Origin of the sequence: Shewanella sp. SM73 (assembly GCF_025653795.1) — a bacterium.
Classification (GTDB): domain Bacteria; phylum Pseudomonadota; class Gammaproteobacteria; order Enterobacterales; family Shewanellaceae; genus Shewanella; species Shewanella oncorhynchi.
In genome coordinates, this window is sequence record NZ_JAKKRY010000013.1 from 138956 (window position 1) to 164158 (window position 25203).

Consider the following 25203-nt stretch of genomic DNA (forward strand, 5'->3'; position numbering starts at 1 on the left):
TTTTAATCTTAGCGATTGATACCAGAACGATTTATATAAGAAGGATCCTATGTCTAACGTCATCTTAAAAAACAGTGCCATTAATGTTGTTAACCTCGAAAAATCAGTGATTACTCAGGAAGGAACGCTCACTATCCTCAAGGGCATTAACTTAGATGTCAAGCAAGGTGAGAGTGTGGCCATTCTCGGCCCATCAGGTTCGGGCAAATCCACCTTATTGGGATTGCTTGCGGCGCTTGATACGCCTACGTCGGGGGAGATTTGGCTCGATGGTGTGGCATTATCACCACTGAATGAAGAGCAAAAAGCGGCACTGCGTAAACAGAAGGTCAGCTTTATTTTTCAATCCTTTATGTTAGTTGATACCTTAACTGCGCTCGAGAACGTCATGTTACCCGCCGAGCTTGCGGGCGTGAGTAATGCCAAGGAAAAAGCGCAGGCCATGTTGGTGCGTGTTGGTTTATCCCATCGCTTGACCCATTTACCCAAACAGCTTTCGGGTGGTGAACAGCAAAGGGTGGCGATTGCCCGCGCTTTTATCTGTGAGCCTACAGTTTTGTTTGCCGATGAACCAACTGGCAATTTAGACAGCGTCAACGGCCATAAGATTGCCGATATGTTGTTTGAGCTTAATCAAGAAAGCCATACAACCTTAGTCCTTGTTACCCATGATCTGCTGCTGGCCAAGCGGTGTGAGCGTCAACTGGTGATGGATAACGGCCATTTACAGGAAGATATCACTCAAACAGAACTGCTAGCTGATGTTAAGGAGGCTTAATAATGGAGTTAAGTCTGGCATGGCGCCTGTTTAAACGCGAGTTACAGCAAGGACAATTGTTATTGATTATCCTCGCTATTACACTCGCGGTTTTGTCTGTGAGTGGCTTAGCGCGGGTGAGTGAACGTCTGCAAGTGGCAATTAGTGGTCAAGCGTCACAGTTTATTGCTGCTGACCGTATTATCGATTCGCCGGTTAAAATTGATGCGGCGATTTTATCCAAAGCCGAAGCGCTTGGGCTTAAGCATGTGACTAACATGCAATTTAATTCCATGGTCTATTCGGGAGATAAGTTTCAGTTAGTCACAGTACGCGCCGTAGAGTCGGGTTACCCGCTTAAGGGCGATATTGAACTCACCAGCGGTAAAACCAAGGCGTTACCTCAAGCGGATCAAATTTGGTTTGAGACTCGCTTAGGCGGACTTTTGGGTTATCCCAAATCCATCGAACTAGGTAACAGCGAATTTGTGCTCAGCAATGAGATCAGCCGCTTACCCGACGCAGGTTTTAATCCTTTTGCTTCATCGCCTGTGGTATTGATGCGCATGGAAGATGTCGCCAAAACAGGTGTTATTCAACCAGGCAGCCGCGTGACTTATCTGTATCAATTTGCTGGCGATGAAGCCTCGCTTACGGCCTTTGAACAAAGTGTTAAACCACTTTTGAATAGCACCCAGCGCTGGGTCGATGTGCAATCCGGTGACTCACCTATTGCGGGAGCCGTTAAGCGAGCGGAGCGCTTCTTACTGCTGGCAAGTTTGATGGGCATTGCATTGGCCTGCGCGGCGATAGGTATTGCCGCCCAGCGTTATTGTCAGCGTCATTACGATGTGGTGGCCATGCTGAAAACCTTTGGCGCCTCGGCAAAGCAAATTCGCCTGTTGTTTGGTACTCATTTATTGTTGGTAACGCTACTGGGAATTGGTCTAGGCCTTATTGGGGGAGGGTTACTCGATTTTGGGATCAGTTATCTCTTGCCACCCGAAATTGCGGCCTATTCACCGCCACTCACACGGCCATTATTACTCGGTATCAGCACTGGGCTCATCAGCGCCTTTATGTTTTCGGCTTATCCATTGATGCGTTTACTGGCTATTCCGCCACTGCGGGTGTTGCAGCGTCAGTTAGAAGGCTTACAGCTTGGTATGTGGCTGCATTTGCTACTGAGTCTAGGGGCTATGGCGCTACTGGGCTATTTGTATTCCCAAAGTTGGACTTTGACTCTGACTGTGGTCGCGGCTGTGCTATTGCTGGCTATGCTATTAAGTCTGCTTGGATTTGTGATGATACGAGCAGGACACAGTGTTGGTATGAAGACTACCAATCCTTTGCAATTAGCGCTGGCGGGGCTAAGGCGTCGTGCGCGGCAAAATGCGGTGCAATTGGTTGGTTTTAGCGCCGCACTGGTACTGTTATTGACGATTTTAGCGCTAAGACAAGATTTACTTAACGAATGGCAAAAACAGTTGCCCGAAAATGCGCCTAATTATTTCCTTGTCAATATTGCGCCTGATGATGCAAAGCCCTTGAATGATTTCATGACGGCTAAGGGAATAGTGGCGACGGACATTTATCCGGTGATCCGTGGCCGGTTAACCCAAATTAACGGTGAACCGCTGATTTCGAATGAACAGTCCGAAGCGGGTGAAAAGGGAAGAGTGGGCATTTCGCGCGAGTTAAACCTAACGTGGCGCAATACACTGCCTGCTAACAACGAACTGTTAGAGGGGCATTTTAATCAAGCCGCTGATGAAGTATCGGTGGAGTCCGGCGTGGCGGAGCGTCTAGGTATTGGTATTGGCGATAAGCTGACTTACGTGATTGATAATCAAGAGCTCACAGTTAAAGTTGCCAGTATTCGTGCCGTACACTGGGAAACGCTGCAACCGAACTTCTTTATGATTTTCACTCAAGAAGCGCTCGCGCCTTTTGCTTATACTTCGATGGCGAGTTTTTATTTAAATGACCAGTCAACAAATGACCCCGCAACAAACGGCCAAGCGCTGAGTGCCGATGGTACGCCTAAGGATGCAGTGATCCTTGCGCTTATTCAGCAATTTCCGACGATATCTATCATAGATGTTGGCGCTATGGTGGGGCAGTTGCGGCAGATAATTGAGCAAGTGTCGCTGTCGTTGTCTTTAGTGCTGGCCTTAGTGTTATTAGCCAGTGCCTTAGTCTTGATTGCACAGACTGAGGCTGGCATGGCAACTCGGCAACGTGAACTGGCGGTGTTACGTACCTTTGGTGCTTCAGGATGGTTATTGCGCAGTGCAACGGGTTTAGAGTTCGCCTTACTTGGCGGTATTGCGGGTGTGTTAGCCGTAATTGTGGCCGAATTTGCGTTATATCTACTTAAGACGCAAGTATTTGAACTTAATGTATACATGCACTGGCCTTGGTGGGGTATTGCCCCTGTTTCTGGAGCCTTAATCGTCGCCTTACTAGGGGTTTGGCGTTGTCGACAATTGCTCAGCCAATCTTGCTCTGAGCTATTAAAGGCTGGAAGCTAGGGCGGTTTGTGAACTCTGTTGATGGGCTAAAACATAAAGCTTATTAAGACAACAAGCTGAGCTAACATTAAAAGCACTGATGCGACATAAGCTCAGTGCTTTTTTGTTATGGGGTTGATTCTGCTGCACTTGAATTGAATATGCTTTTTACATCGGCTTACAAATTGATCTGTGCTTAAGCAGGTAGCAACAGAACTTAGTGCAACGCAATGGGTCTATCTAACTGAGAACAGCGACTAGCTTATATATGCCATAGAGGGAATATTATGTTCAAAGGAATAACAAAACTGCTTAAGGATAATCGCTCCTTTTTTCTGTTTATCAGCTTAATGTTAGTGTTCAGGAGCGCTGTGGCAGATTGGAATACTGTGCCATCGGGTTCTATGCTGCCGACTATCGTCGAGGGGGATCGCATTCTTGTTAATAAGATGGCTTATGATCTTAGGGTGCCATTTACGCATATCGCATTAGTTAAACTGGCAGATCCTGTTCGCGGCGATATCGTGGTATTTGACTCGAAAAAGGCCGATAAAAAGCTGATTAAGCGGGTAATAGCTGTGCCAGGCGATACTGTGATGATGCAGGATAATCGCTTGTATTTAAACGGCGAACTGCTCAGCTACACATCCCAAGCATTGAGTGCTTATGCTCCCGCTGATGTGACAGAAATGCAGGAAAATTTACTTGGTATGGTCCACAGTATTCGCCTTAACCCTGTACCCTCAAGGCTTGCCAATTTTGGACCTGTCACAGTGCCAGATGCGCATTATTTAGCCCTGGGTGATAATCGTGATAACAGCGCTGACTCTCGGGTTATTGGCTTCGTGCCCCGTGATGAGATTGTTGGCCGTTCAAGTTCAGTCGTTTTCTCCCTTGATTATGATGATTATTACCTGCCTCGGCCTGAACGCTTAATGCGTGAATTCTAGTCTTAACTATTTTGAACCATGAAATAGGGCGCCAAAGTCGGCGCCCTATTTTTTAAGTGATTGAGTTATAAACAACTACTTCATAAAGCTCAGATAGCCCTGTAAGACAATTAAGTTAACTATGTCGATGAAGAAGGCACCGACGATAGGTACTACCATAAAGGCTTGGGGTGATGGTCCTGTGCGTGAGACTAGCGCGCCCATATTCATTACCGCTGTTGGGGTTGCCCCCATACCAAAGCCGCAGTGGCCACCGGTGATCACCGCAGCATCGTAATTACTGCCCATGACTTTGAACGTCACGAAATAGGCAAAAATGGCCAACACTGCGGTTTGTACCAGTAATATCACCAGTAGCGGGATCGCTAAATCAAAAATTTCCCATAACTTTAAAGTCATTAAGGCCATTGAGAGGAAGAGAGACAGCGCGACAGTCCCTATCACATCGATGCTTTCGGTATGGGGTTTGTAACCGCGGGTGAGTTCTGTGAGATTAGCGATGAGCACGCCAAGAAAAAGAGCATATACAAAGTCGGGCATCTTTAGCCATGCAATACCCGATTGGCTGATCCACAGCGTGAGCCATTTTGATCCTGCAACACACAACAACAGCACAAACAGAGTTTCTAATATGGTTTTGGCGGTGACTTGGTCTTCTTCTAAGTGATCATAAGTGACTAAATGTGGATGTTCACTGTGATGCTTGCGGCCAACCCCATAGCGAGAAACAAGATTATGCTTACCGATTAATCGCTGCGCGACGGGGCCACCGATGATCCCACCCATGATCAAACCAAAGGTTGCCGCAGCCATAGCAAACTCTAAGGTGTTGATACCGTAGCGCTCAGCAAAGGTTTGTGACCAAGCGACGCCGGTACCATGCCCGCCCGACAGGGTAATTGATCCTGCGATAAGTCCCATGATGGGATCGAGCCCCAATAGACTGGCTAAACTGACGCCGACGGCATTTTGAATCACAATATACACTGAGGCCACACCTAAAAAGATGAAGACTTTTTTACCACCGCTGAGCAATAGTTTGTAGTTTGCCGAGAGGCCGATTGTGCTAAAAAACATCAGCATTAAGGTATTTTGCAGTGATAGGCTGAAGTCGAGACTGATATTTTGAAAGTGAAGAAATGTGACTCCCGCGGCGACAACAAGGCCACCCACTATGGGTTCGGGGATATTATATTGCCTGAAAACACGTACATGGCGATTGATAGAGTGGCCGATAAACAGCACGAAAATGGCAATTAAAAATGATTCTAGCTCGCCAATCATATAGGTCATGTGCATGAAAATTCCTTACAAACTGTCTTAGTGCGGGCGTTTCATTGGGCACAATGTCCAATGAGAAGTAACCCATCTTGTTATTAAGTACCTGCTAATGCTGGATGTTAAGCGCTTGATGTCGAGGACAGATCAGTGTCAATCCGATAAAAAATTTAAAGGACGAGTAGGCGCGAGTGTGTATCGTTTTATGGTCTACAGACCAAGAACAGCAGATTAAATAGCCTGTTCCTGAGCATAAATAACTGTCTATTTATGAGGTGTTGCTGAGTCTATCTGTGGTCAAGGCTGAGGCGATTAATGCGTGCCTCCTATGACCGAATGAAGGCGAGTTTAGCAGAAAATGGACGGATTGTCGCTAAATCATAATATAAATCATAATATAAATCATGATGTTACATTCTTGTTTTTCTAGTGTTGCTAAAATAATGGCAAGATTGACGTTACAATATACCTGGCTGTTGAGCGGATTTGAGTACTAAGATCCGCCTGCATTAGCGACTGATTTTATCAGCATATTTAAGCTGAGTTTAGGCTCTAGCGTGCTAGCCTATTTGGCTAACACGTTTGTTAAGGCGTTATCAAGATCACTGAATTGAAACTGAAAACCCGCTTCGAGGGCACGTTTGGGGTAAACAAATTGCCCTTCCGTCAGCAGCTCCGACATTTCGCCCATCGCTAAGCGTAATGCAAGCGGTGGGGTCGTGATTAACGCTGGGCGATTAAGTGCTTTTCCGAGCGCTTTGGTAAACACAGCGTTACTCACTGGATTGGGTGCAGTGGCATTAAATATGCCTTTACAGTGTTGTTGAGTGAGTAAAAAATCAATAAGGGAAATGAGATCCTGCACATGGATCCAGCTCATACCTTGGCGTCCATGGCCAATTGGGCCACCGAGTCCGAGTTTAAATGGCGGTAACATTTTCTCTAAGGCACCACCTTTGCCTAGCACGATACCAATACGGATAATACAGACGCGTGTGTGCTCTGAGGTTGCATTTAGCGCCTCTTGTTCCCATTTTCGACAGATGTCATGGCTAAACTCAACATGGGCGCCACTAGACTCATCGAGTAATTTATCATCGTGCCGCCCGTAATAACCTACTGCCGAACCACTCACCATGATCTGAGGAGGAGTGCTACTCTGTTGTATTAACTGAGTTAATCTTGCCGTAATATTCCAGCGACTATCACAAATGCGCTGCTTCTGGTTTTTACTCCAACGTTTAGCGACTATGGGTTCACCCGCAAGATTTACAATGGCATCAATGTGATTTAAGTCGCTTAGCGCATCGAGACTCTCGAGGTAATGGTGCTGACTACCGAGCACTTTTTGTGTTTGTTGCACTGAGCGAGTTAATAACGTCAGTTGATGATATGGCGCCAGTCGTTCGACTAATTGGCGACCAATAAAGCCGCTTGCGCCGGTGATCAGTATATTCATGGAACCTCTCTTAATTGGTTAAGCTCTGCGGATATATACCAAAATGCGGTGTGCAACGATCACTTAGTCGGAGTATTTTTAGCCAGATTATTTTTGATAACATAACTCCATCGAGACTGAATCGGCAAAGCGTAGTGCATGGGGCTTGTCGATTTCGACACTGGCAAATTCAACCCAAGGATGCTCACTGGCGATGGCCAGCGTTTGGCTGGTGAGATTTTCGAGTAATGAGAAACGGTTATTCTCAATCAGTTCAATGATCTTTTTGGTGATTGTGCGGTAATTGAGCGCATCCTCGACATTGTCACTGTTGCGGGCACGTTCGGCACAATAATGGATCACGACATTAATGATCACGTCTTGGCGATTTTGGATTTCATCTTCTTTAATGCCAATAAAAGTACGAAGTCTTAAGTTTTTAATGCGTATAATCGCGGTTTCTGGTTTCATAATGACAAATGGCTATCTTAAGCTAAAGTTTCTGAGGTTAAGTGGTTTCAAGGGTTAGCCTAACAATTTTATCTAAGATCAAGAAGGATTTTTAATAAATGACTCGACCTAATGCGCCCTCTGCTGCTTATCGTGGCTTTGCGGTTATGGCCTTTGTAGTGATTATTTTGGCAGGGATTAAGGCGGCGAGCCCGATTGTGGTGCCGTTTGTGCTGTCCAGTTTTCTTGCGGTGATTTGTAATCCTGCAATCGGTTTGATGACAAAGTTCCGTGTGCCTAAATGGCTGGCAGTAATTCTCTTGATGGGTTTTATTGTGTTGATGGGCCTATGGTTAGCCTCAGTCGTCGGCAGTTCTGTCAATGAGTTTTCTAAACAATTGCCCCAATATCGCGATCAGCTGGTGGAGCAGTTTTCGTGGATTATCCATAAATTACAGGCATTAAATATTCAGATTTCGAAGGATCAGGTATTAGCCTATTTTGACCCAGGTATGGCCTTGTCTATGACCACGAATATGCTATCGGGTGTCGGCAATGTGATGGCGAATTTATTTCTGATCATCCTCACTATCGTCTTTATGCTGTTTGAAGCTCAGTCGCTGCCAAAGAAATTGCATCTGGCATTGGACGATCCTGATATGCGCTTAAAGCAGATTGACCGTTTTTTACAATCTGTGAATCAGTACATGGTGATCAAGACTTTAGTGAGTTTGGCTACTGGGATCATTGTTGGTGTGGGGTTGACCTTCATCGGCGTGGATTACGCCATGTTATGGGCGGTGATTGCTTTCCTGTTTAATTACATTCCCAATATTGGTTCTATCATTGCCGCCATTCCAGCGGTGTTGTTGGCCTTTATTCAGCTTGGCCCTGCGGCTGCGGGGGGGACTGCACTTTTGTACGTGGGTGCCAACATGGTGATGGGCAATATCATTGAGCCTAAATTTATGGGGCGCGGCCTGGGGTTATCGACCTTAGTGGTATTTTTATCATTAATTTTCTGGGGCTGGTTATTAGGTTCTGTGGGCATGTTGCTGTCAGTGCCATTGACTATGGTGGTTAAAATTGCCCTCGAATCGAGTAAGAGTGGTAATTGGTTAGCCATTTTATTATCGGACGATATCGAAGATAAGTTCTTGGCCAGTAACACGGAAAATTCAATTCCCAATGGCGATGAAGCCAATACAAGTGCAACTGAGAGTAAGTAGTAGAAGATGCAAAGTTTTATACAAGCGCTAGCGACAATTGAGTTAGGTGATGATGCGGTGCGGTTATTCCACGGCCGCGGTGGGCATTACGTGGGTTGTGAGCACCTATGTTTAGATTGGTTTGCACCCGTACTATTGCTGACCAGCTTTACTCCCTTGGAGGATACGGATTTAACCCTCTGCAAACAGGCGATTGCAGCGCGCTGGCAAGCTATTAGGCCAGATAGCCAATTGAATTTAGTCTACCAATACCGTAGTGCGGGGGAGACGTTTACCCAATTATTGCAAGGTGAAGTGCCTGAGCCGCATATCGTTAGCGAAAATGGTGCACGGTTTCAGGTGCACCTAATGCGCGGACAAAACCACGGACTCTTCCTCGATATGGCTAATGGTCGTGAGTGGGTTAGAGCAAACGCCCGTTATAAAAAGGTGCTTAATTTGTTCGCTTATACCTGTGGTTTCTCGGTCGCGGCATTACAAGGGGGCGCCGATGAAGTTGTGAATATGGACATGAGCAAAGGCGCATTAGGCATAGGTAAGCAGAACCATTTGCTGAATGGCTTTAGCGCGGGAGCCCGTTTTTTAGGCCATGATATTTTTAAATCTTGGGGCAAACTGAAAAAGCTCGGTCCCTACGACATTGTTGTTGCCGATCCACCGAGCAATCAGAAGGGCAGTTTTGTCGCGACTAAGGATTATGTGCGTTTAATTAGGCGTTTACCTGAGTTGCTTGCCGAGAATGGCGAAGTATTACTGTGTCTAAATGCACCTGAACTCGATACCGTTTTCCTGCGTCAACAGGTAGCGGAAGCTGCACCTGCACTCGAATACATAGAGCGCTTAGCCAATCCGCTAGCCTTTATGGATGTGTCGGAAGAGAAGTCACTTAAGGTGCTTCGCTACCGCTTATCGACTCAAGCCTAGGCCTGATTTAACTTAACTGGCCAGTATTAACTGGCCTTTTTTGTCGGCTTAGGTTGAGTGTTTAGCTTTCTACACTGTCGCTTATTACACAGCACTTATTCTTCAGTAGCTTAATCGCTCAGATAGCTGCGATCGCCCATAGGTTTCAATCACTTTACTGACTTGATGTTGGTCTAAGTGTTTGAGGGTAGAAATTTCACCATAAAGCCTGCCCTGAACATCTAATGGCATTCCCTAGATTCATTTTATGTAAGCGATTTCTGTTAATCGCTTTTGTGTATAAAGCGAATGATGAAATGGCGTCAGCATGGCCTCAATATCCTCGTAGAAAGTGAAAGTCTTTCATGTTTAATCACTGATTTTGAGCTATTTAAATGACAATCAGCCTTAAATGCCATGCTTTGTGGTACAAAACTGAAAGTTTTCTGTAATTATAACTTTTGCTTTGTTATACTCCCGCCCACGGAATGTATCCCTTTCCTCATAGGCAAAATGTCAGCATAGAATGGCAAGCCTCTGCGACCTTACCCAATCAAGCAGGAGTTGTTATGGAAGTTCATGAATACGAAAATGCTTATTATCAAGTGAAAGACGATGTACTAACGTCTTTACCTGTTGAAAGCGAAGAAGAAGTGATCCAAGCTTAATCGATAACGATTAAACTGACGGTACTTATGAGTCGGAAATAACAGAACAAGCACAAAAAATAGCAACCTTAGGGTTGCTATTTTTTTGGTTGAAAGTAAGCAGAATGATTGTATGACAAGGTATGCGCGGTGAAAGCAGGCAAGAAAGGGGGTTAACCGTTAACTTTGCGCTTTTCAGGCAGAAGTTCGACGATAATCCATTGGCTACCAATTTTGTGTAGGCGTATGGTCCTGTCATCAATCCATGGTTGACCACCTTTAAGACCTTTCATTTTGACCACAACAATGACGTCTTTGGTAAATTTGCGGAAGAAGTCGATATCGATATCATCAATTTCCATTTCAACATTGGTCATAGATAGGCCTAGCATATTACGCTGTACGGCTGCGGCAATGTGGTAATGGGTGAGCACTTGTTTAATGGGATCGTCGACGTATTGCTTGGCTTGTTCAACATTACGATCAACATAAATCGCTTGAAAAAAGCCTAAGCTCACTTCTTCCGGTGATAACTGGCGCTGCTCTTGCGTTGAGGGATCGCCACAACCGAAGAGGAACAGGAGGGAGAAAAATAATAGAGTTCGCATAAGTTTTAGTTATTGGAATTTGTTCCGAGTATCGCGATTTTAGCTGTAATGTACAAGTCTTGTCGTGATTCGCAGTCTATTGTGAAAAGCATTGACTCAAACCTCATGTGTGTGGCATATAGTTAGGAGCCATATAAAAAGGTTATCCACAGAAACTGTGGAAAACTATGTTGAAGACTTCAGTGATACTTTGTAAGTCACTGATATTGTCTTGCTTTATTTGCTGGTTAAAAAGTGACGCTTTTCTGCTTTCCATTATGTTCCACTTCTACTTGTGGATATTTTTCGCAATTTGCCGAGCTTATTCACACTGCATAATTCGATATTTCTCGTTTTTCTCTTTATCTTTTGCAATTTCGACTCATCCATTAAGCGATTCTTGCGATCAACGGTATGGTTTACGCTAAATTTGAGCATAAAAAAAGCACCGGTAATAACCAGTGCTTTTTTGTACGTAACGCTATGCAGATTTAATGCTGTTAGCCTTTAGCTGCGTCGTTCTGTGCGGCTTGAATTGCCGTTAGGGCGATAGTGTAGACGATGTCATCGACTAACGCGCCGCGAGACAAGTCGTTCACAGGTTTGCGCATACCTTGCAGCATAGGACCAATACTGATCAGATCGGCGCTTCGCTGTACGGCCTTGTAAGTCGTGTTGCCTGTATTAAGGTCTGGGAACACGAAAACGGTAGCTTGACCAGCGACAGGGCTATTAGGTGCCTTAGAGCGTGCAACGTTTGGCATAACCGCCGCATCGTATTGCAATGGACCATCAATAATCAGATCTGGGCGTTTTTCTTTGGCAATACGGGTTGCTTCACGCACTTTATCCACATCAGAACCTGTACCTGAGTTGCCGGTTGAGTAGCTGATCATCGCCACTCTTGGCTCGATACCAAAGGCTTTTGCTGATTCTGCCGATTGGATGGCGATATCAGCTAACTGCTCAGCATTGGGATCTGGGTTAATCGCACAGTCACCGTAAACAAGCACTTGATCCGGCATCAGCATAAAGAAGATGGATGAAACTAAGCTTGAGCCCGGTGCTGTTTTGATCAATTGCAGTGGTGGGCGAATGGTATTGGCTGTGGTGTTAACCGCACCAGAAACGATACCGTCGACTTCGTTTTGCGCCAACATCATAGTGCCGAGCACCATGTTGTCTTCTAACTGTTCACGGGCAACGACTTCAGTTAAGCCTTTGCTGCGACGCAGTTCCAACATAGGTTCTACGTAACGGTCGCGCACCTCTTCAGGATCGATAATGATCACGCCTTCGCCAAGCACTACATCTTGTTGTGCGGCAATACGCAGGATTTCATCTTTTTTGCCTAAAAGTACACAGCGCGCGATACCGCGCTCGGCACAAATGGCCGCTGCTTTAATGGTACGCGGCTCATCACCTTCTGGCAGCACCACAGTCTTGTGGGCGGCGCGCGCCAATTCCGTGAGTTTGTAACGGAAAGCTGGTGGTGACAGGCGATGCTCACGGGGTGAGTTTTTAGTCACGCTTTCAATCCACGTTTGGTCGATGTGGCTGGCCACATAATCCTGCACCAGATCGATACGAACCGCGTCATCGACGGGTACTTCATGGTCGAAACGTTGAATGTTGAGCGAGGTTTGCCAAGTGTTACTGTCGATCAAGAACACAGGTAAACCGGTTTCAAAGGCCTGCTCACACAGCTTAAGAATTTCTGGCTCCGGCTCATAGCTACCGGTCAACAACAGGGCACCAATTTTCACGCCGTTCATGGCCGCAAGACAGGCTGATACGATCACATCTGAGCGGTCGCCTGAGGTTACAAGCAAGGAATCAGTCTTAATATGAGTGACCATGTTCGGGATACTGCGGGCACAAAACGTTACTTTACGCAGACGGCGGGTATGCATTTCGCCAGCATTCAGAATGCGTGCACTTAAATGTTTCGCTAAATCCGATGCACGAGGTGCAACAAGATCAAGATTGTAGGGCACGCTGCCTAAAATACGCAGTGGGCTTTTACCCGGCAGTTGGAACATGCTGGCCGCATCTGAGCGTTGAACACCTTGGTGATCAAAGACTTCAGATAGATCAGGGCGCGCGCGACCTTCGTCGTCCACGGGTGCTCCAATCTTGTTAATCACAGCGCCAATTAAGCGTTTATTCTTTTTCCCGCCCCAAGAGTTATAGGCGATTTCGAGGCGATTCATTAGCCCTGTAGCCGTATCACTGCCTGGTGTGGCAATAAAAATTACGTCGGCATCCATGGCTTTAGCGATGGCATAGTTCACATCATCGGCGAAGGGATGATTACGCGTTGGCACTAAACCTTCGACAATTAAGGTCTCTGTGTTGCTAGCGCAATCGGCCGCACGGGCGATGATTTGCTCCATTAAGACGTCGATTTGATCGGCGCGAATTAAGGCTTCGGCATGGGCCATGTCGAAGGGCTCTAAGGGATTTACTGTTGGCGATTTGCTCAGAATAGTGGTCGAGCGTTCTGGGCCATTATCGTTTGGACGAAGCTGAGAAATAGGCTTAAAGAACTGAACCTTAACCCCGTGGCGCTCCAGTGCGCGCACCATCCCAAGGCTTAAGGAGGTCAGGCCGACTCCGGTACCTATGGGGATTAACATAATATTACGAGACATAAAAACCTCTAGTTTCGATGGTTTTTGGCAGAATAGTTTCTGCAAATTTGCTTGTGAGTACGGCTACGTAAGGTATAAAGCCGTCTGGGTGAGCAAACGGCTTAGGTCTTTTTATTTGTTGATAAGTTTAATGGAATCTTCGGCGATAACCCATTCTTCGTTCGTTGGGATCACCATGGCAATCGTGCCTTTATCTTGGGTGATGATACCTTTCTTACCGAAACGCGCCGCTTTGTTGCGCTCACTATCGACATGGAAATTGAAGATTTCCAGCATGTTGAGCACTTTTTCACGGATTAAATCTGAGTTTTCGCCAATGCCGCCGGTGAAGACGACTGCATCTAAACGGCCCAGTGGCACAGTGTATGAGGCGATGTACTTGGCTAAGCGGTAGCAGAAGATTTCTAAGGCTAAGGTCGCGCCTTTATGGCCCTCGGCGTAACCTTCTTCGATGCCACGGCAATCGTTGGTCAGCTCGGAAATACCCAGCAGACCACTTTGCTTGTTCATCAGGTTATTCACTTCTTCTAAGGTGTAACCCAGTTGATGAACTAAGTGGTAGATGATTGAAGGGTCAATATCGCCACAACGAGTGCCCATCACTAAGCCTTCTAATGGGGTTAACCCCATAGAAGTGTCGACACTTTTGCCGCCTTTGATGGCGGTGACTGACGCGCCGTTGCCTAAGTGAGCACAGATTACATTCGTTTCTTCAATTGGCTTGTTGAGCATTTTTGCCGCTTCACGGCTAACGAATAAATGACTCGTGCCATGCATGCCATAACGACGGATACCGTGTTCACGGTATAACTTGTAAGGCAGGGCGTAGACATAAGCTCTGTCTGGCATGCTTTGGTGGAAAGCGGTATCAAATACAGCAACCTGTGGCAATTTAGGGAAAGAGGCCATTGCCGCGCGGATGCCGATAAGGTGAGCAGGATTGTGCAGTGGGGCTAATGAAGCACAATCTTCGATACCTTTGATCACGCTCTCATCGATGATCACTGAGCGAGTGAATTTCTCACCACCGTGAACGATACGATGGCCAACGGCTTGAATTTTTGCTGCTAATTCAGGTTGTTCCGCAAGAATTTTATTAACAATGTATTCAACTGCTTCACGGTGAGCCGTAAATGCACCTAAGGCTGCTTCATGTTTTTCGCCGTTGATTTTCCATTTAATGCGAGAGTCTTCTAAACCAAAACATTCGGCTAAGCCAGAAATTTGGTCGTCACCTGTTTGCGCGTCAATGACGGCAAATTTGAGAGAAGAGCTACCGCAATTGAGAACTAAAACCAGTTTATTTGACATGTGTAAACCCTTTGCCATTGTGTTTAATATAACGATTCAAAATAATGAGGAACTGCGGTGTTTTTACCATATCAGTCTTGGGGCGATTCGCCAGATTGTGCTATGGTAAGAGCAGTATTCCATTGTAGTTGGTGTCTCAGATTGAGCATTAAGATCCTCAAAACCTTAGGTGATGGTCATCAGTATATGAAGACTTGGCCTATGGTTAGACAACTGGGTTTTTATTTTCCTGAGTATCGGGTCGTCCGAGCAACTCAGCTCGCCATACTGGTGATGCCAGTGCTGGCGATTTTTGTGAGCATGAGCCAGCTGTATATTCACGGTTGGGCATTTCTGCCCCAAGCTGTCACTCTCGGTTTATTTTTCATCAGCTTACCGTTACAGGGGCTGCTGTGGTTAGGCTGGCGAGCTCGCCATCCATTACCGTTAACTCTGTTCGACTGGATTAACCAGTTGAGTGCGAAGTTGTCATCCATGGGTATCAATTGCCACACGTTAGGCGCTAAAGCCTGTTACCTCGATATGGCACTGATTTTAAAAATAGCCTTTGAGCGTTTAGATGCCAGTTATTGGGAAGAACTTTAGGCCGTTGCCGCGGTTATCCCTTTTGGCTCTTTTGTTACTGTGGATTAATAAATCGCGTTAATCCCTTGCTGGACAAATACCGCTTTGATCTTTTCCATGGTTTCTCGACTCGGGGGGGATATCCCATCGAGTTGATAGCTTTCGCCCATGGCTTCCCACTTATGTTTACCTAATTCGTGATAGGGTAGTAACTCTACCTTTTCAATGTTTTTCATGGGCTTGATAAACTCGGCCAGTTGTAATGCCGATGCTTCATCGTCGGTAAATCCGCCCACTACGACATAACGTATCCATGTCGCTTGATTACGCTCTGCCAAATACTGCGCAAACTGTAATGTTCTATGGTTGCTTACTTTGGTTAACTCAATATGTTTTTCATCGTCCATGTGCTTGATGTCGAGCAGGACCAAGTCAGTATGGTCGAGTAACTCATCAATCACTGGCGTGTACTTACGTACAAAACCATTGGTATCTAAACAGGTATGAATACCTTCTTGCTGACAAGCCGTGAATAATTCGGCGACAAATTCGGCCTGTAAAATGGCTTCACCACCACTGGCCGTAACACCACCATTGCTGGCATCGAGAAAAGGCCGATAGCTGATGATTTGGCTCATTAACTCATCGACCAGAACTTCTTTTCCACCATCAAGATCCCAAGTGTCACGGTTGTGGCAATATTGGCAGCGCATTAAACAGCCCTGCATAAAGGTGATAAACCGTATGCCGGGACCATCTACTGTGCCAAAGGATTCCACCGAGTGGATCCGACCGATAACTGCCATTGTGACTCCTGTTAAAATAAGTGAGGCTGTAGCACAGTGTACTACAGCCTTGACTAATTTAGCTTACAGACCTTTTGTGAACGTACGCGTGATCACATCTTGTTGTTGTTCTGGCGTCAGTGAGTTGAAGCGCACTGCATAGCCAGAAACACGGATGGTCAGCTGTGGATACTTGTCTGGATGCTTAACGGCATCTTCGAGCATCTCGCGGTTCATCACGTTGACGTTCAAGTGTTGGCCACCTTCTTTTTTGTCATTGTGGTCGAAGTATCCGTCCATCAATGCCGCTAAGTTGGTACGGCGAGCATCATCATCTTTACCCAGCGCATTTGGCACGATTGAGAAGGTATAAGAGATACCGTCTTGAGCGTGGGCAAATGGGAGTTTTGCCACTGAGGTTAATGAAGCGATTGCGCCTTTTTCATCACGGCCATGCATAGGGTTTGCACCCGGTGCAAATGGCGCACCTGAACGACGACCATCTGGTGTGTTACCGGTTTTCTTACCATAAACCACGTTTGAGGTGATGGTCAGAATTGACTGCGTTGGGATCGCATTGCGATACATTTTACGGTCACGAATTTTCGCCATAAAACGTTCAACTAAGTCACAGGCGATATCATCTACACGTGGGTCGTTGTTACCAAATTTTGGATAATCACCGCTGATATCGAAATCAACTGCTATGCCGTTTTCATCACGAACCGGTTTTACGGTGGCGTATTTGATGGCAGACAGTGAGTCGGCTGCGATAGATAAACCCGCAATACCACAAGCCATAGTGCGACGTACGTCTCTGTCGTGCAGCGCCATAAGCGCGGCTTCGTAAGAGTACTTATCGTGCATGTAGTGGATTGAGTTCAGTGCAGTGACATATTGAGTCGCTAACCAATCCATTAAACCGTCTAAGCGATTCATCACATCATCAAAGTTGAGCACTTCGTCTGTGATCATGTCTGCTTTAGGGGCAATTTGGATTTTCAGTTTTTCGTCTACGCCGCCGTTAATCGCATACAGCATGGTTTTCGCTAAGTTAGCGCGAGCACCGAAGAACTGCATGTGTTTACCCACAACCATAGGGCTCACGCAACAGGCGATTGCATAGTCGTCTGATTGGAAATCTGGACGCATTAAGTCATCGTTTTCGTATTGGATTGAGCTAGTGTCGATAGACACTTTGGCGCAATATTTTTTGAAACCGATTGGCAGTTTATCTGACCATAATACTGTGATGTTTGGCTCTGGACTTGGACCCATAGTGTAAAGGGTGTTCAAGAAACGGAAGCTTGATTTCGTCACTAACGTACGGCCATCTAAGCCCATACCGCCGATTGACTCCGTCGCCCAAATTGGGTCGCCTGAGAACAATTCGTCGTATTCAGGGGTACGTAGGAAACGCACCATACGCAATTTCATCACGAAATGGTCAACCATTTCCTGAGCTTGTTGCTCAGTTAAGGTGCCATTTTTCAGATCACGTTCAATATAGATGTCGAGGAATGAAGAGGTACGACCTAATGACATGGCAGCGCCATTTTGGCTCTTCACTGCAGCTAAATAGCCGAAGTAAGTCCATTGGATCGCTTCTTGTGCATTGGTCGCTGGACGAGAAATATCGAAGCCATACTTGGCAGCCATTTTCTTCATTTGGCCTAATGCACGGTGTTGCTCGGCAATTTCTTCACGTAATTGGATAACGTTAGATAACTCTTCACCCGCTTCGAACTGCGCTTGCAGTGAGCTAAATTGGGCAAACTTATCTTTCATCAGGTAATCGATACCGTAAAGTGCCACACGGCGATAGTCACCAATGATACGGCCACGGCCATAAGCATCGGGTAAGCCCGTTAAAATACCTGATTTACGACAGGCCATAATTTCGGGGGTGTAAACATCGAACACACCTTGGTTATGGGTTTTACGCAGTTCTGAATAAACGTATTTAACATCTTCATCCAGTACACGATCGTAGGCGGCGCATGAGCTTTCCACCATACGAATACCACCGTTAGGCAACATAGCGCGTTTTAGCGGCGCGTCTGTTTGTAAGCCAACGATAGTTTCTAATTCTTTGTTGATATAGCCAGCGTCGTGGGAAGTGATGGTTGAAACCATCTTAGTGTCGAAATCAACAGGCGCGTGGGTACGGTTTTCCTGTTTGATGCCTTCCATGACTTTATCCCACAATTTTGTGGTCGCTTCGGTGGCACCGGCGAGGAAGGACTCGTCGCCTTCAAAAGGCGCGTAGTTTTGTTGGATAAAGTCACGTACATTGACTTCAGATTTCCAATCGCCAGGAGTAAAGCCTTCCCATGCGTTGGCAAACAGTTCAGTTTTGTCGGTCATCGTACTAATACCTTCTGGTTGAGATAAAAGGTTATTGGCGATCAGCGTTAAGCAATGCTGAGTATAAGCCAATAGCTAATTCCTGAAATAAAGCTCCCTTCATGATGACGCCCTATGATGGGAACTGGATTTTGAAGCGCTCGTCACTCCAAAAGTCTGTCTATTGATACCCGATAAGATGACAAATATTCGCTTACTTTGATTATCGGCTACTGATAAATCTTTATAATTGGTAAGACCAATTGTCCATAAGCATATTAACATAGGTCTGTCGCTATCGCATCTTAAACGGCTTGGTTTATGCTCTGTTAATCCCAAATTTGCTAGCTAGGTAGCATTTTTTTACCACAATAGGGAATACGGCACGCTTTTTAAGTTGGTGTGACATCTGAACCCCATATCTCTTAAATCAGCCTGCCTATATTGTTCCCATTTACTGTCCACCTTTAGCGAGGATAAATCTATCCTCGTATAGGCTGATTTTGATTGGTGGGAGTCACTGCTCGATAATGGGAGCTGTCACAGTAGGCGCAGTGGTTATGATATTAAAAATAAGTTTGATGTTAGCTATTTGTATTAATTTATTTTTATTTGCTAACTTAGTGTCGATTTAGGAGACGGCATGTCATAACGCCATCAAATAAAGCATGCAATGCTTAAATCATTCAGGAAGGGTTAAAGAGTGGCTAAATACAGTAGTTTGCTATGATGCAGGCAACTTGTTACTTGCTGTTGGACTAAACTGTAAATGCTAAAGTATGGGTTATAGTGGGTTCAATTTAATGAATACCGAGATACATGCATCAAGCTATTGGTCATTTAATGTGTCATTGCTGAGGTTTGCTTGAATCTATAGCGCATTAATTTAAGCGTTAGTTCGCTAAATATGAGATGGAAACGTGCAGGATATGCATTGTATACCATCTTAATTAAGCCACATTCTCGCGATGAAAATCGGGCTGTCATGGTAAGACCAATTAACCTTTTGTGTTTTTGGCTTCAAAGTTTTCACATTTTGGGTGTGAATAGCATCACGCTTTAGCAATATCTGCTTCACAGCATAAGCGCGTTGTATGATACAAAGCGAGACTTTAGTGAATCATCATTTAAGCAAATCATTATCTCGGTTTTGATTCGTGTTATCTGCGCAATGGCGCTGCTGGAGATACCTATGCTACGCGTTCAAGTTTGTTTATCTGAAGTTGGAGTTATGCAATGAAAAGCCCAAATCCATCGTCATCAGTTCCAACTGTGACAAACAGCGCACATGAAGCGCCACAGGTTTCAGCTCATTTTAGTTGTTACAATCAGGCTGAAATTTACGGGACAAGCAAAGTGGTTAAAGCACCTTGGCAGTCCTTTGGCTTAGCCGTGTTTGCTGGCGCATTTATCGCTTTAGCCTTTGTTTTTTATTTAACCGTAACCACTGGCGCAGGCGATGCGTCTTGGGGTTTAGTTCGTTTCGTTGGCGGAATAGCCTTTAGTTTAGGTTTAATTTTAGTGGTTGTTTGCGGTGGAGAACTGTTCACCAGTTCTGTGCTCAGTACCGTCGCCTGGGCACAAAAACAGGTCACTGGCGCTGAATTACTCAAATGTTGGTGCCGCGTGTATGCCGGCAATTTTGTCGGCGCTCTGTTGATGGTTTGCTTGATCACTGCCGCAGGTATGTATGATCTCGATGGTGGTAACTGGGGATTAAATGCCCTTAAAGTGGCACAGCACAAACTGCACCATACTTGGGTCCAAGCCTTTAGTTTAGGCATTTTATGTAACATGTTGGTGTGTTTAGGTGTGTGGATGACCTTTGCCAGCCGTGATGTGCTGACTAAATCGTTACTGTTAATTTTACCTGTGGCTATGTTCGTCAGTAGTGGCTTTGAACACAGTATCGCTAACCTGTTTATGGTGCCTATGGGCATGATGATCCAATCAATCGCCAGCCCAGAGTTCTTCGTGTCTTTAGGGGTTACTCAAGCACAATTTGCCGATTTAACCGTGGCAAACTTTATATTCAATAATTTAATACCTGTAACCTTAGGCAATATTGTCGGTGGCGGTGTGATTGTTGGTTTAGGTTATTGGTGGATAGAGCAGGGTAAAGTCACCTTGGCTGAATCACACAAAGCTCATCATGAACACTTTTCTACACCACATTCACATACTGAAAAACCTCAGCACCAGAGTGAGATTAAGCTGACTAAACATTCCTAAAACGTCTTTAATTATCAGTCTGAAGTGAAAGTGCCCAGCAGGTAGCTGGGCATTTTTATGTCGGTTTACTATGATGTGTAAATAATGAAGTAAATAAAAACGGCATCCGAAGATGCCGTTTTTTGATTAGGTTCTAACTCATAAACACCATATTAGAATTTAACTTCGCCTTCGATAAACCATTCACGACCACGCGCATCATATGATGAGCGGTTATAGTGTGGCCAGGCTGTATCTGTTGGATCAAAGTTTGGTCCAACATTAAATAAGTTCATTACACCGCCAGTCACTTTAATTGCGTCTGTGATGTTATAAGCCGATGTTAAGTTCCACTTCGTTTGTGATGCAATTTCGTTTGCACTTTCATCGAATGCCAAACCTTTATCTAATGCAGCTTTTTTAAACGATTTATATCCAACACCATGCATTCTTGCTGTGTGGTAAGCGCCTAAAGTTGTTTCAAAATCGTTTATATACCAACCTAAAATGATATTGGCTTTATATTGCGGTAAACCACCATCATCGATGTCATCATCAATTGCAGCTGTAGGATCTGTTTGTCCTTCAGAAAGAAGAATATAAGTACCATTAAAGTTTAGTTTTAACTCACCAAAGTCAGCGACATCCCATCCGTAACCAGTGGTTAAGTCAATACCACGAACTTTCTGATAAGCAAGGTTTTGTGCGACGGTATTAATGTGAGTAATAGTACCTAATGCGTCACGGGTGATCATGTTTGCATAAGTTTCATATTCACGAGCAGCTTTGCTTGCAGAGATGTCACTTACCATGTCATCCAGTTTCCACTCCCAAATATCGAGTGAAGCATTTAAGCTATCGCCACCATATACAGCACCTATGTTGGCTGTATAGCCTGTTTCAGCGCTAAGATCTTTGTTAGCACCAGTAGTGATATCAATATTGAGTTCATTACAGATTTTGTTCAGTGTTGGATCTGGATTTTTCTGAGATGGAGTTCCACCTAGAGCTTGGCACTGTTTAAAATCAATGATATTGCTATATGCTTTAGTTGCATCTCCATATACGCGATGCATATCTGGTGCACGGAACACTTTACTGATAGAGCCACGAACTAATAATTCATCAAGTGGACGATACTCTACGGTTAATTGCGGCGACAAATTTCCACCGAAATCATCATATCGGTCATAACGTAAGGCCGCATCAAGTGTTAAGTCCTCAAGAACTGGAAGCTTTAATTCCATATAGGTTGCCCAGTATGAACGCTCACCAGCACCTGATGAACCACCACGGCTTAGAATATTGCCTTTAACAGATTCTGAGTCAGATTCTGATGAGTAGTCTTGAGTGGTATATTCCGCCCCAAAAGCAAAGTCTGCTGAACCTGCTGGCAGTTCAAATGCTGGACCTGTGATATTTGCCTGAATATTTTTTTGAGTTGATTGAGCTTTTTCAAACGGAGTGTACGCTATACCGCTGACATCATTTGTGCTGATAGGCGCAAGCAGTGATTTACCGTCAGTACCTTGAGCTAGATAATTAAATAATCCACCCACAGTCGCAAAGCCACTATTGAATACATCCACATTAGTACGGCCGTAATTTACGGATGTATCCCAACTATAATCATCAGCGATCACGCCTTCCAAGCCCGCGGTGAAGAAATAGTTACGGGTACTTGTTTCTCCTGCGCGGTTGCCGAATTCGTGCAAACGACGAATATAGTTGTAGTCACCATTTTCGGCATTTTTAAAATCTCCACCAAGACCTGTATTCTTGTCGAATGTTTTTGTCAGTGAATCATCTAAATCAACACCTAAAGTTACTTTGTCTCCTGCAACATTGACTGTGTAGTTATCGATACCCATAGGTTCGATACGTGTTGTTGATTTTGCTTCTGCAAAATCAAGACGTCCTACAAAGTTCAAATTATCTGCAAGTTCATAGTTAAAGTTCGTTGAACTGATAAAACGAGTGCTTTCTGGTGATAGATCGCGCCACTTTGAGCGATCAAAGCCACATGCGCTACCTGTCCAAAGAAAACCGCCCGCTTCGCATTCACTCGCAGTTAGGACACGTTGGCCTTTTGGTGTCGTTCCACCAGCAGGTTTTTTACCTGTAATGCCAGCCCCATATGAGCTGTATTGTGAATATTTACTATAAGGTACTTTGTCTGTATCTAATCCAAAAACAGCTCTATCAGTTGCATTCAAACGCTCAGTATCAGTAAATTCGATGAAGGTTGAGACGTTACCACGTTCGGAAGATGAACCCAGAGATAGCGCAATTCGATCGCTTCCACCACCGCCTTCAGTAGTATCACCATGTCGATATTTTAATGCGACGCCATCAAAATCTCTTTTTAAAATAATGTTTACTACGCCACCAACAGCATCTGCACCATAAATTGCTGAACCACCAGATTGTAATATCTCAATACGAGCAACAGCTTCCATTGGTAAGTTTGCGGTATCAACAAAGTTGTCTGTACCACCTGCTGGTTTAGGATATTGGTTGAGACGTTTACCGTTAATCAATGTTAGCGTTCTGCTTGCACCCGCATTACGTAAACTGATTGATGACGCAGCTGGTGTAAAACCATGTACTGATTGAGTTGTCATTGCTCCTGTTGTTGAAGTCAGGCTCTGCAATGCATCTTGTACATTAGTAAAACCTTGTTTTGCCATATCATCAGCACTTAGTACTGTAACTGGGGTTGCGGTTTCCATATCGGTACGCTTAATACGTGAACCTGTTACTTCAATACGTTCAACTTTGGCACCATCTTCAGCTGCATATACTATCGAAGTGGTTAACGCGGCAGTAGCTGCTCCGCTGATTAATGCAAAGCGAACGGCTTTGGCTAATGTAGAATTTGCACGCATTTTATTCTCCCTTAACACATGTTGTATGTTTATTTTTTATTTTTCTTAAATGGTTACTTATGTAAAGAATTAAGCTCTCATTTAATTGAGTTCAGGATATAACCACAAGAAAATAACAAGTGCAACATTGGCCATGCTGGAGTTTTGTTTAAAATTTGTTATTTACTCTCTTTTTAAAATGCAGATATAAGTAGGGTGTGTGTGTAATCGGTGGCAGATAAGGTTTTAATCTGAGGGTTTTGTTTTTTATTTGGCTTTTTGTTTTTATTATTGGTTTTTTGTGTTTTTTTATTGTTGCTAATGTTTTATTTTATTGTGTTTTAATTTTGTTGTTTTCAATAATAGTTTGAAACTATTTTATGTGAAAAAGTAAAAATTAATAACGATATGGTTTGTCATTCCATATATTTTAGATTGGATGATTGAGGAGTGTTATCAATAAGGGTTTTCATGCGGTTTAATTTTGTATGGTGATATTTTTACACCGCGTCAGTAAGCTAGAAGTAAAATTATGGAATGAAATGTTGTAAAGAATAAAAACTAATCAAATGCTATTTCTGATTATTTAATTTTGACTGTTTAAATATAAAAGCGAAGTGAATATCTATTCACTTCGCTTTCGGTTTATTGTTTAGTTTTTTGAGTGAACAATTCATTTGTATGGTTAATTATTTTTACAAAAAGCTGTTCTGTTTATTTGCTATTTAGAACTGATTTGTGCTCTACCACGTTAAATTGCAGTGGAAAGTAGTGTCCTAAATAACGTAGGGCGACATAGGCAACCACTAAGGTGGCGATTACCAGTTCGAATTCTGCTAAGTATTTTATCCATATCGCTAACTCACCCATGTTATTGAACTGCGTTAACCAAGCAGCGGTTTTAAAGAGGGCGGTTGCACCGATCACCATAGGGAAGGTAAAGGCTGCGTAGCCTGGGCTAAAGGGCAGTTTTAGTAGGTGAAAGAAGGCCAAGTAGATGATGCTGGTCATCAGAATGGCGATGCTCAGTAGTAAGGCGACTAAGGGAATCGACGCCTGCTCGCAAACGGTCAGATAACCTGCAAGTGATAAACTGGCGGGCGCCGCGAGAATGGCAATGGTTGGTTTAGCGGCATCGGGTATCGCCTGACAGAAAATGAGGCGATAGAGCATCAAAGGCAGCATGATTAAGTAAGCCAACATCCCAAAAACCAAAATGGCATTTGCTAACCATTGGTAGTCAGACACAGGGAAAGACACCGCCGCGACGATAATGCCAATCGGTGGTACAAACCAGCTTGGAACCATGTGCTCGAGTTTAAAATCAATGGCGCGATAATAGATAAACGCGCTTAGGAAGATCACATGGATACCAATGGCGACTAGCCACAGAGTTAAGCCTGCATGGGGGAAATAATCGCCGAGTGATTTAGACACCACCATCAAGCCCATGGCGAAGGTGGGGATCACACTACCAATCAGTGGGTGGCTTAGCTCGTCCTTTAAAATATTAGGATGAAGCATGAATTTACCCATGAGCAATAACAGTAACACAGAGGCTATGATGGCCCCTGTGAGTTGTCCTGCGCCATTAAGTGAAGGTGTCATGTTCTCCCATGTCCAACCTAAGCTGGCAATTGCCAGTGCCAACCCAGCCATAGGGCTGGGAAGTTTAGCTGCGTGGGATGTCCAGCGTTTGCGTTTTGAAGTCAT

18 protein-coding genes are annotated in these 25203 nt (G+C 44.6%); 7 read left to right on the top strand and 11 right to left on the bottom strand.

The genetic code is table 11. From position 1 onward, the window contains the following. The first annotated feature begins 49 nt into the window (after positions 1–49). From L5M51_RS17070 to lepB, 3 genes are all read left to right on the top strand, one after another. A complete protein-coding gene (locus L5M51_RS17070; protein ID WP_028760984.1) occupies positions 50–778 on the top strand; it encodes an ABC transporter ATP-binding protein in 729 nt (242 codons plus the stop codon). Between the two features lie 2 nt (positions 779–780). Next, entirely contained in the window at positions 781–3291 is a 2511-nt protein-coding gene (locus L5M51_RS17075; RefSeq protein WP_263146335.1) for an ABC transporter permease, read from the top strand. Positions 3292–3557: 266 nt separating this feature from the next. Continuing rightward, a complete protein-coding gene (gene lepB / locus L5M51_RS17080; protein WP_113940751.1) occupies positions 3558–4220 on the top strand; it encodes a signal peptidase I in 663 nt (220 codons plus the stop codon). A gap of 75 nt (positions 4221–4295) precedes the next feature. On the opposite strand, the gene gltS is transcribed toward lepB, so the two are convergent. From gltS to folX, 3 genes are all read right to left on the bottom strand, one after another. After that, positions 4296–5519 (bottom strand): sodium/glutamate symporter, encoded by a 1224-nt coding sequence (gene gltS, locus L5M51_RS17085; protein ID WP_168824169.1) that lies wholly within the window; start codon positions 5517–5519, stop codon positions 4296–4298. A 544-nt stretch (positions 5520–6063) separates the two neighbouring features. Then, positions 6064–6957: a TIGR01777 family oxidoreductase gene (locus L5M51_RS17090; protein ID WP_219251488.1), complete on the bottom strand. Its 894-nt coding sequence runs from the start codon at positions 6955–6957 to the stop codon at positions 6064–6066. 87 nt (positions 6958–7044) lie between these two features. Further along, positions 7045–7407 (bottom strand): dihydroneopterin triphosphate 2'-epimerase, encoded by a 363-nt coding sequence (gene folX / locus L5M51_RS17095; protein WP_006082167.1) that lies wholly within the window; start codon positions 7405–7407, stop codon positions 7045–7047. Between the two features lie 98 nt (positions 7408–7505). Between folX and L5M51_RS17100 the strand changes: the two genes are divergently transcribed. Together L5M51_RS17100 and L5M51_RS17105 are read left to right on the top strand one after the other, a co-directional pair. Next, positions 7506–8615, top strand: coding sequence for an AI-2E family transporter (locus L5M51_RS17100; protein ID WP_028760979.1), 1110 nt, complete (start codon positions 7506–7508; stop codon positions 8613–8615). 6 nt (positions 8616–8621) lie between these two features. Next, complete coding sequence (locus tag L5M51_RS17105; protein WP_263173851.1) at positions 8622–9539, top strand: class I SAM-dependent methyltransferase; 918 nt, start codon at positions 8622–8624, stop codon at positions 9537–9539. 102 nt (positions 9540–9641) lie between these two features. Here L5M51_RS17105 and L5M51_RS17110 read toward each other — a convergent pair whose 3' ends face one another. The 4 genes from L5M51_RS17110 to ackA all read right to left on the bottom strand — a co-directional run bounded on the left by L5M51_RS17110 (position 9642) and on the right by ackA (position 14717). After that, positions 9642–9770 carry a hypothetical protein gene (locus L5M51_RS17110; protein WP_263146341.1) on the bottom strand — a complete coding sequence of 43 codons (129 nt, stop codon included), beginning with the start codon at positions 9768–9770 and terminating at the stop codon, positions 9642–9644. Positions 9771–10338: 568 nt separating this feature from the next. Beyond that, entirely contained in the window at positions 10339–10773 is a 435-nt protein-coding gene (locus tag L5M51_RS17115; RefSeq protein WP_263146344.1) for a hypothetical protein, read from the bottom strand. Positions 10774–11252: 479 nt separating this feature from the next. Beyond that, positions 11253–13406, bottom strand: coding sequence for a phosphate acetyltransferase (gene pta, locus L5M51_RS17120; protein WP_028760976.1), 2154 nt, complete (start codon positions 13404–13406; stop codon positions 11253–11255). A 111-nt stretch (positions 13407–13517) separates the two neighbouring features. Next, complete coding sequence (gene ackA, locus L5M51_RS17125; RefSeq protein ID WP_105252134.1) at positions 13518–14717, bottom strand: acetate kinase; 1200 nt, start codon at positions 14715–14717, stop codon at positions 13518–13520. 141 nt (positions 14718–14858) lie between these two features. Between ackA and yfbV the strand changes: the two genes are divergently transcribed. Beyond that, a complete protein-coding gene (yfbV, locus tag L5M51_RS17130; RefSeq protein ID WP_081729091.1) occupies positions 14859–15302 on the top strand; it encodes a terminus macrodomain insulation protein YfbV in 444 nt (147 codons plus the stop codon). A gap of 44 nt (positions 15303–15346) precedes the next feature. On the opposite strand, the gene pflA is transcribed toward yfbV, so the two are convergent. Next, positions 15347–16087 (bottom strand): pyruvate formate lyase 1-activating protein, encoded by a 741-nt coding sequence (gene pflA, locus L5M51_RS17135; protein ID WP_105252135.1) that lies wholly within the window; start codon positions 16085–16087, stop codon positions 15347–15349. A gap of 63 nt (positions 16088–16150) precedes the next feature. Then, positions 16151–18433 (bottom strand): formate C-acetyltransferase, encoded by a 2283-nt coding sequence (gene pflB / locus L5M51_RS17140; RefSeq protein WP_028760972.1) that lies wholly within the window; start codon positions 18431–18433, stop codon positions 16151–16153. A gap of 1215 nt (positions 18434–19648) precedes the next feature. Here pflB and focA point away from each other — a divergent pair. Next, on the top strand, positions 19649–20644 hold the full coding sequence (gene focA, locus L5M51_RS17145) for a formate transporter FocA (protein WP_263146348.1): 996 nt from the start codon (positions 19649–19651) through the stop codon (positions 20642–20644). Between the two features lie 152 nt (positions 20645–20796). Here the strand turns inward: focA and L5M51_RS17150 are convergent, their stop codons facing one another. Together L5M51_RS17150 and L5M51_RS17155 are read right to left on the bottom strand one after the other, a co-directional pair. Next, on the bottom strand, positions 20797–23511 hold the full coding sequence (locus L5M51_RS17150) for a TonB-dependent receptor plug domain-containing protein (RefSeq protein WP_028760970.1): 2715 nt from the start codon (positions 23509–23511) through the stop codon (positions 20797–20799). A 693-nt stretch (positions 23512–24204) separates the two neighbouring features. Next, positions 24205–25203, bottom strand: coding sequence for a TDT family transporter (locus L5M51_RS17155; protein WP_263173852.1), 999 nt, complete (start codon positions 25201–25203; stop codon positions 24205–24207).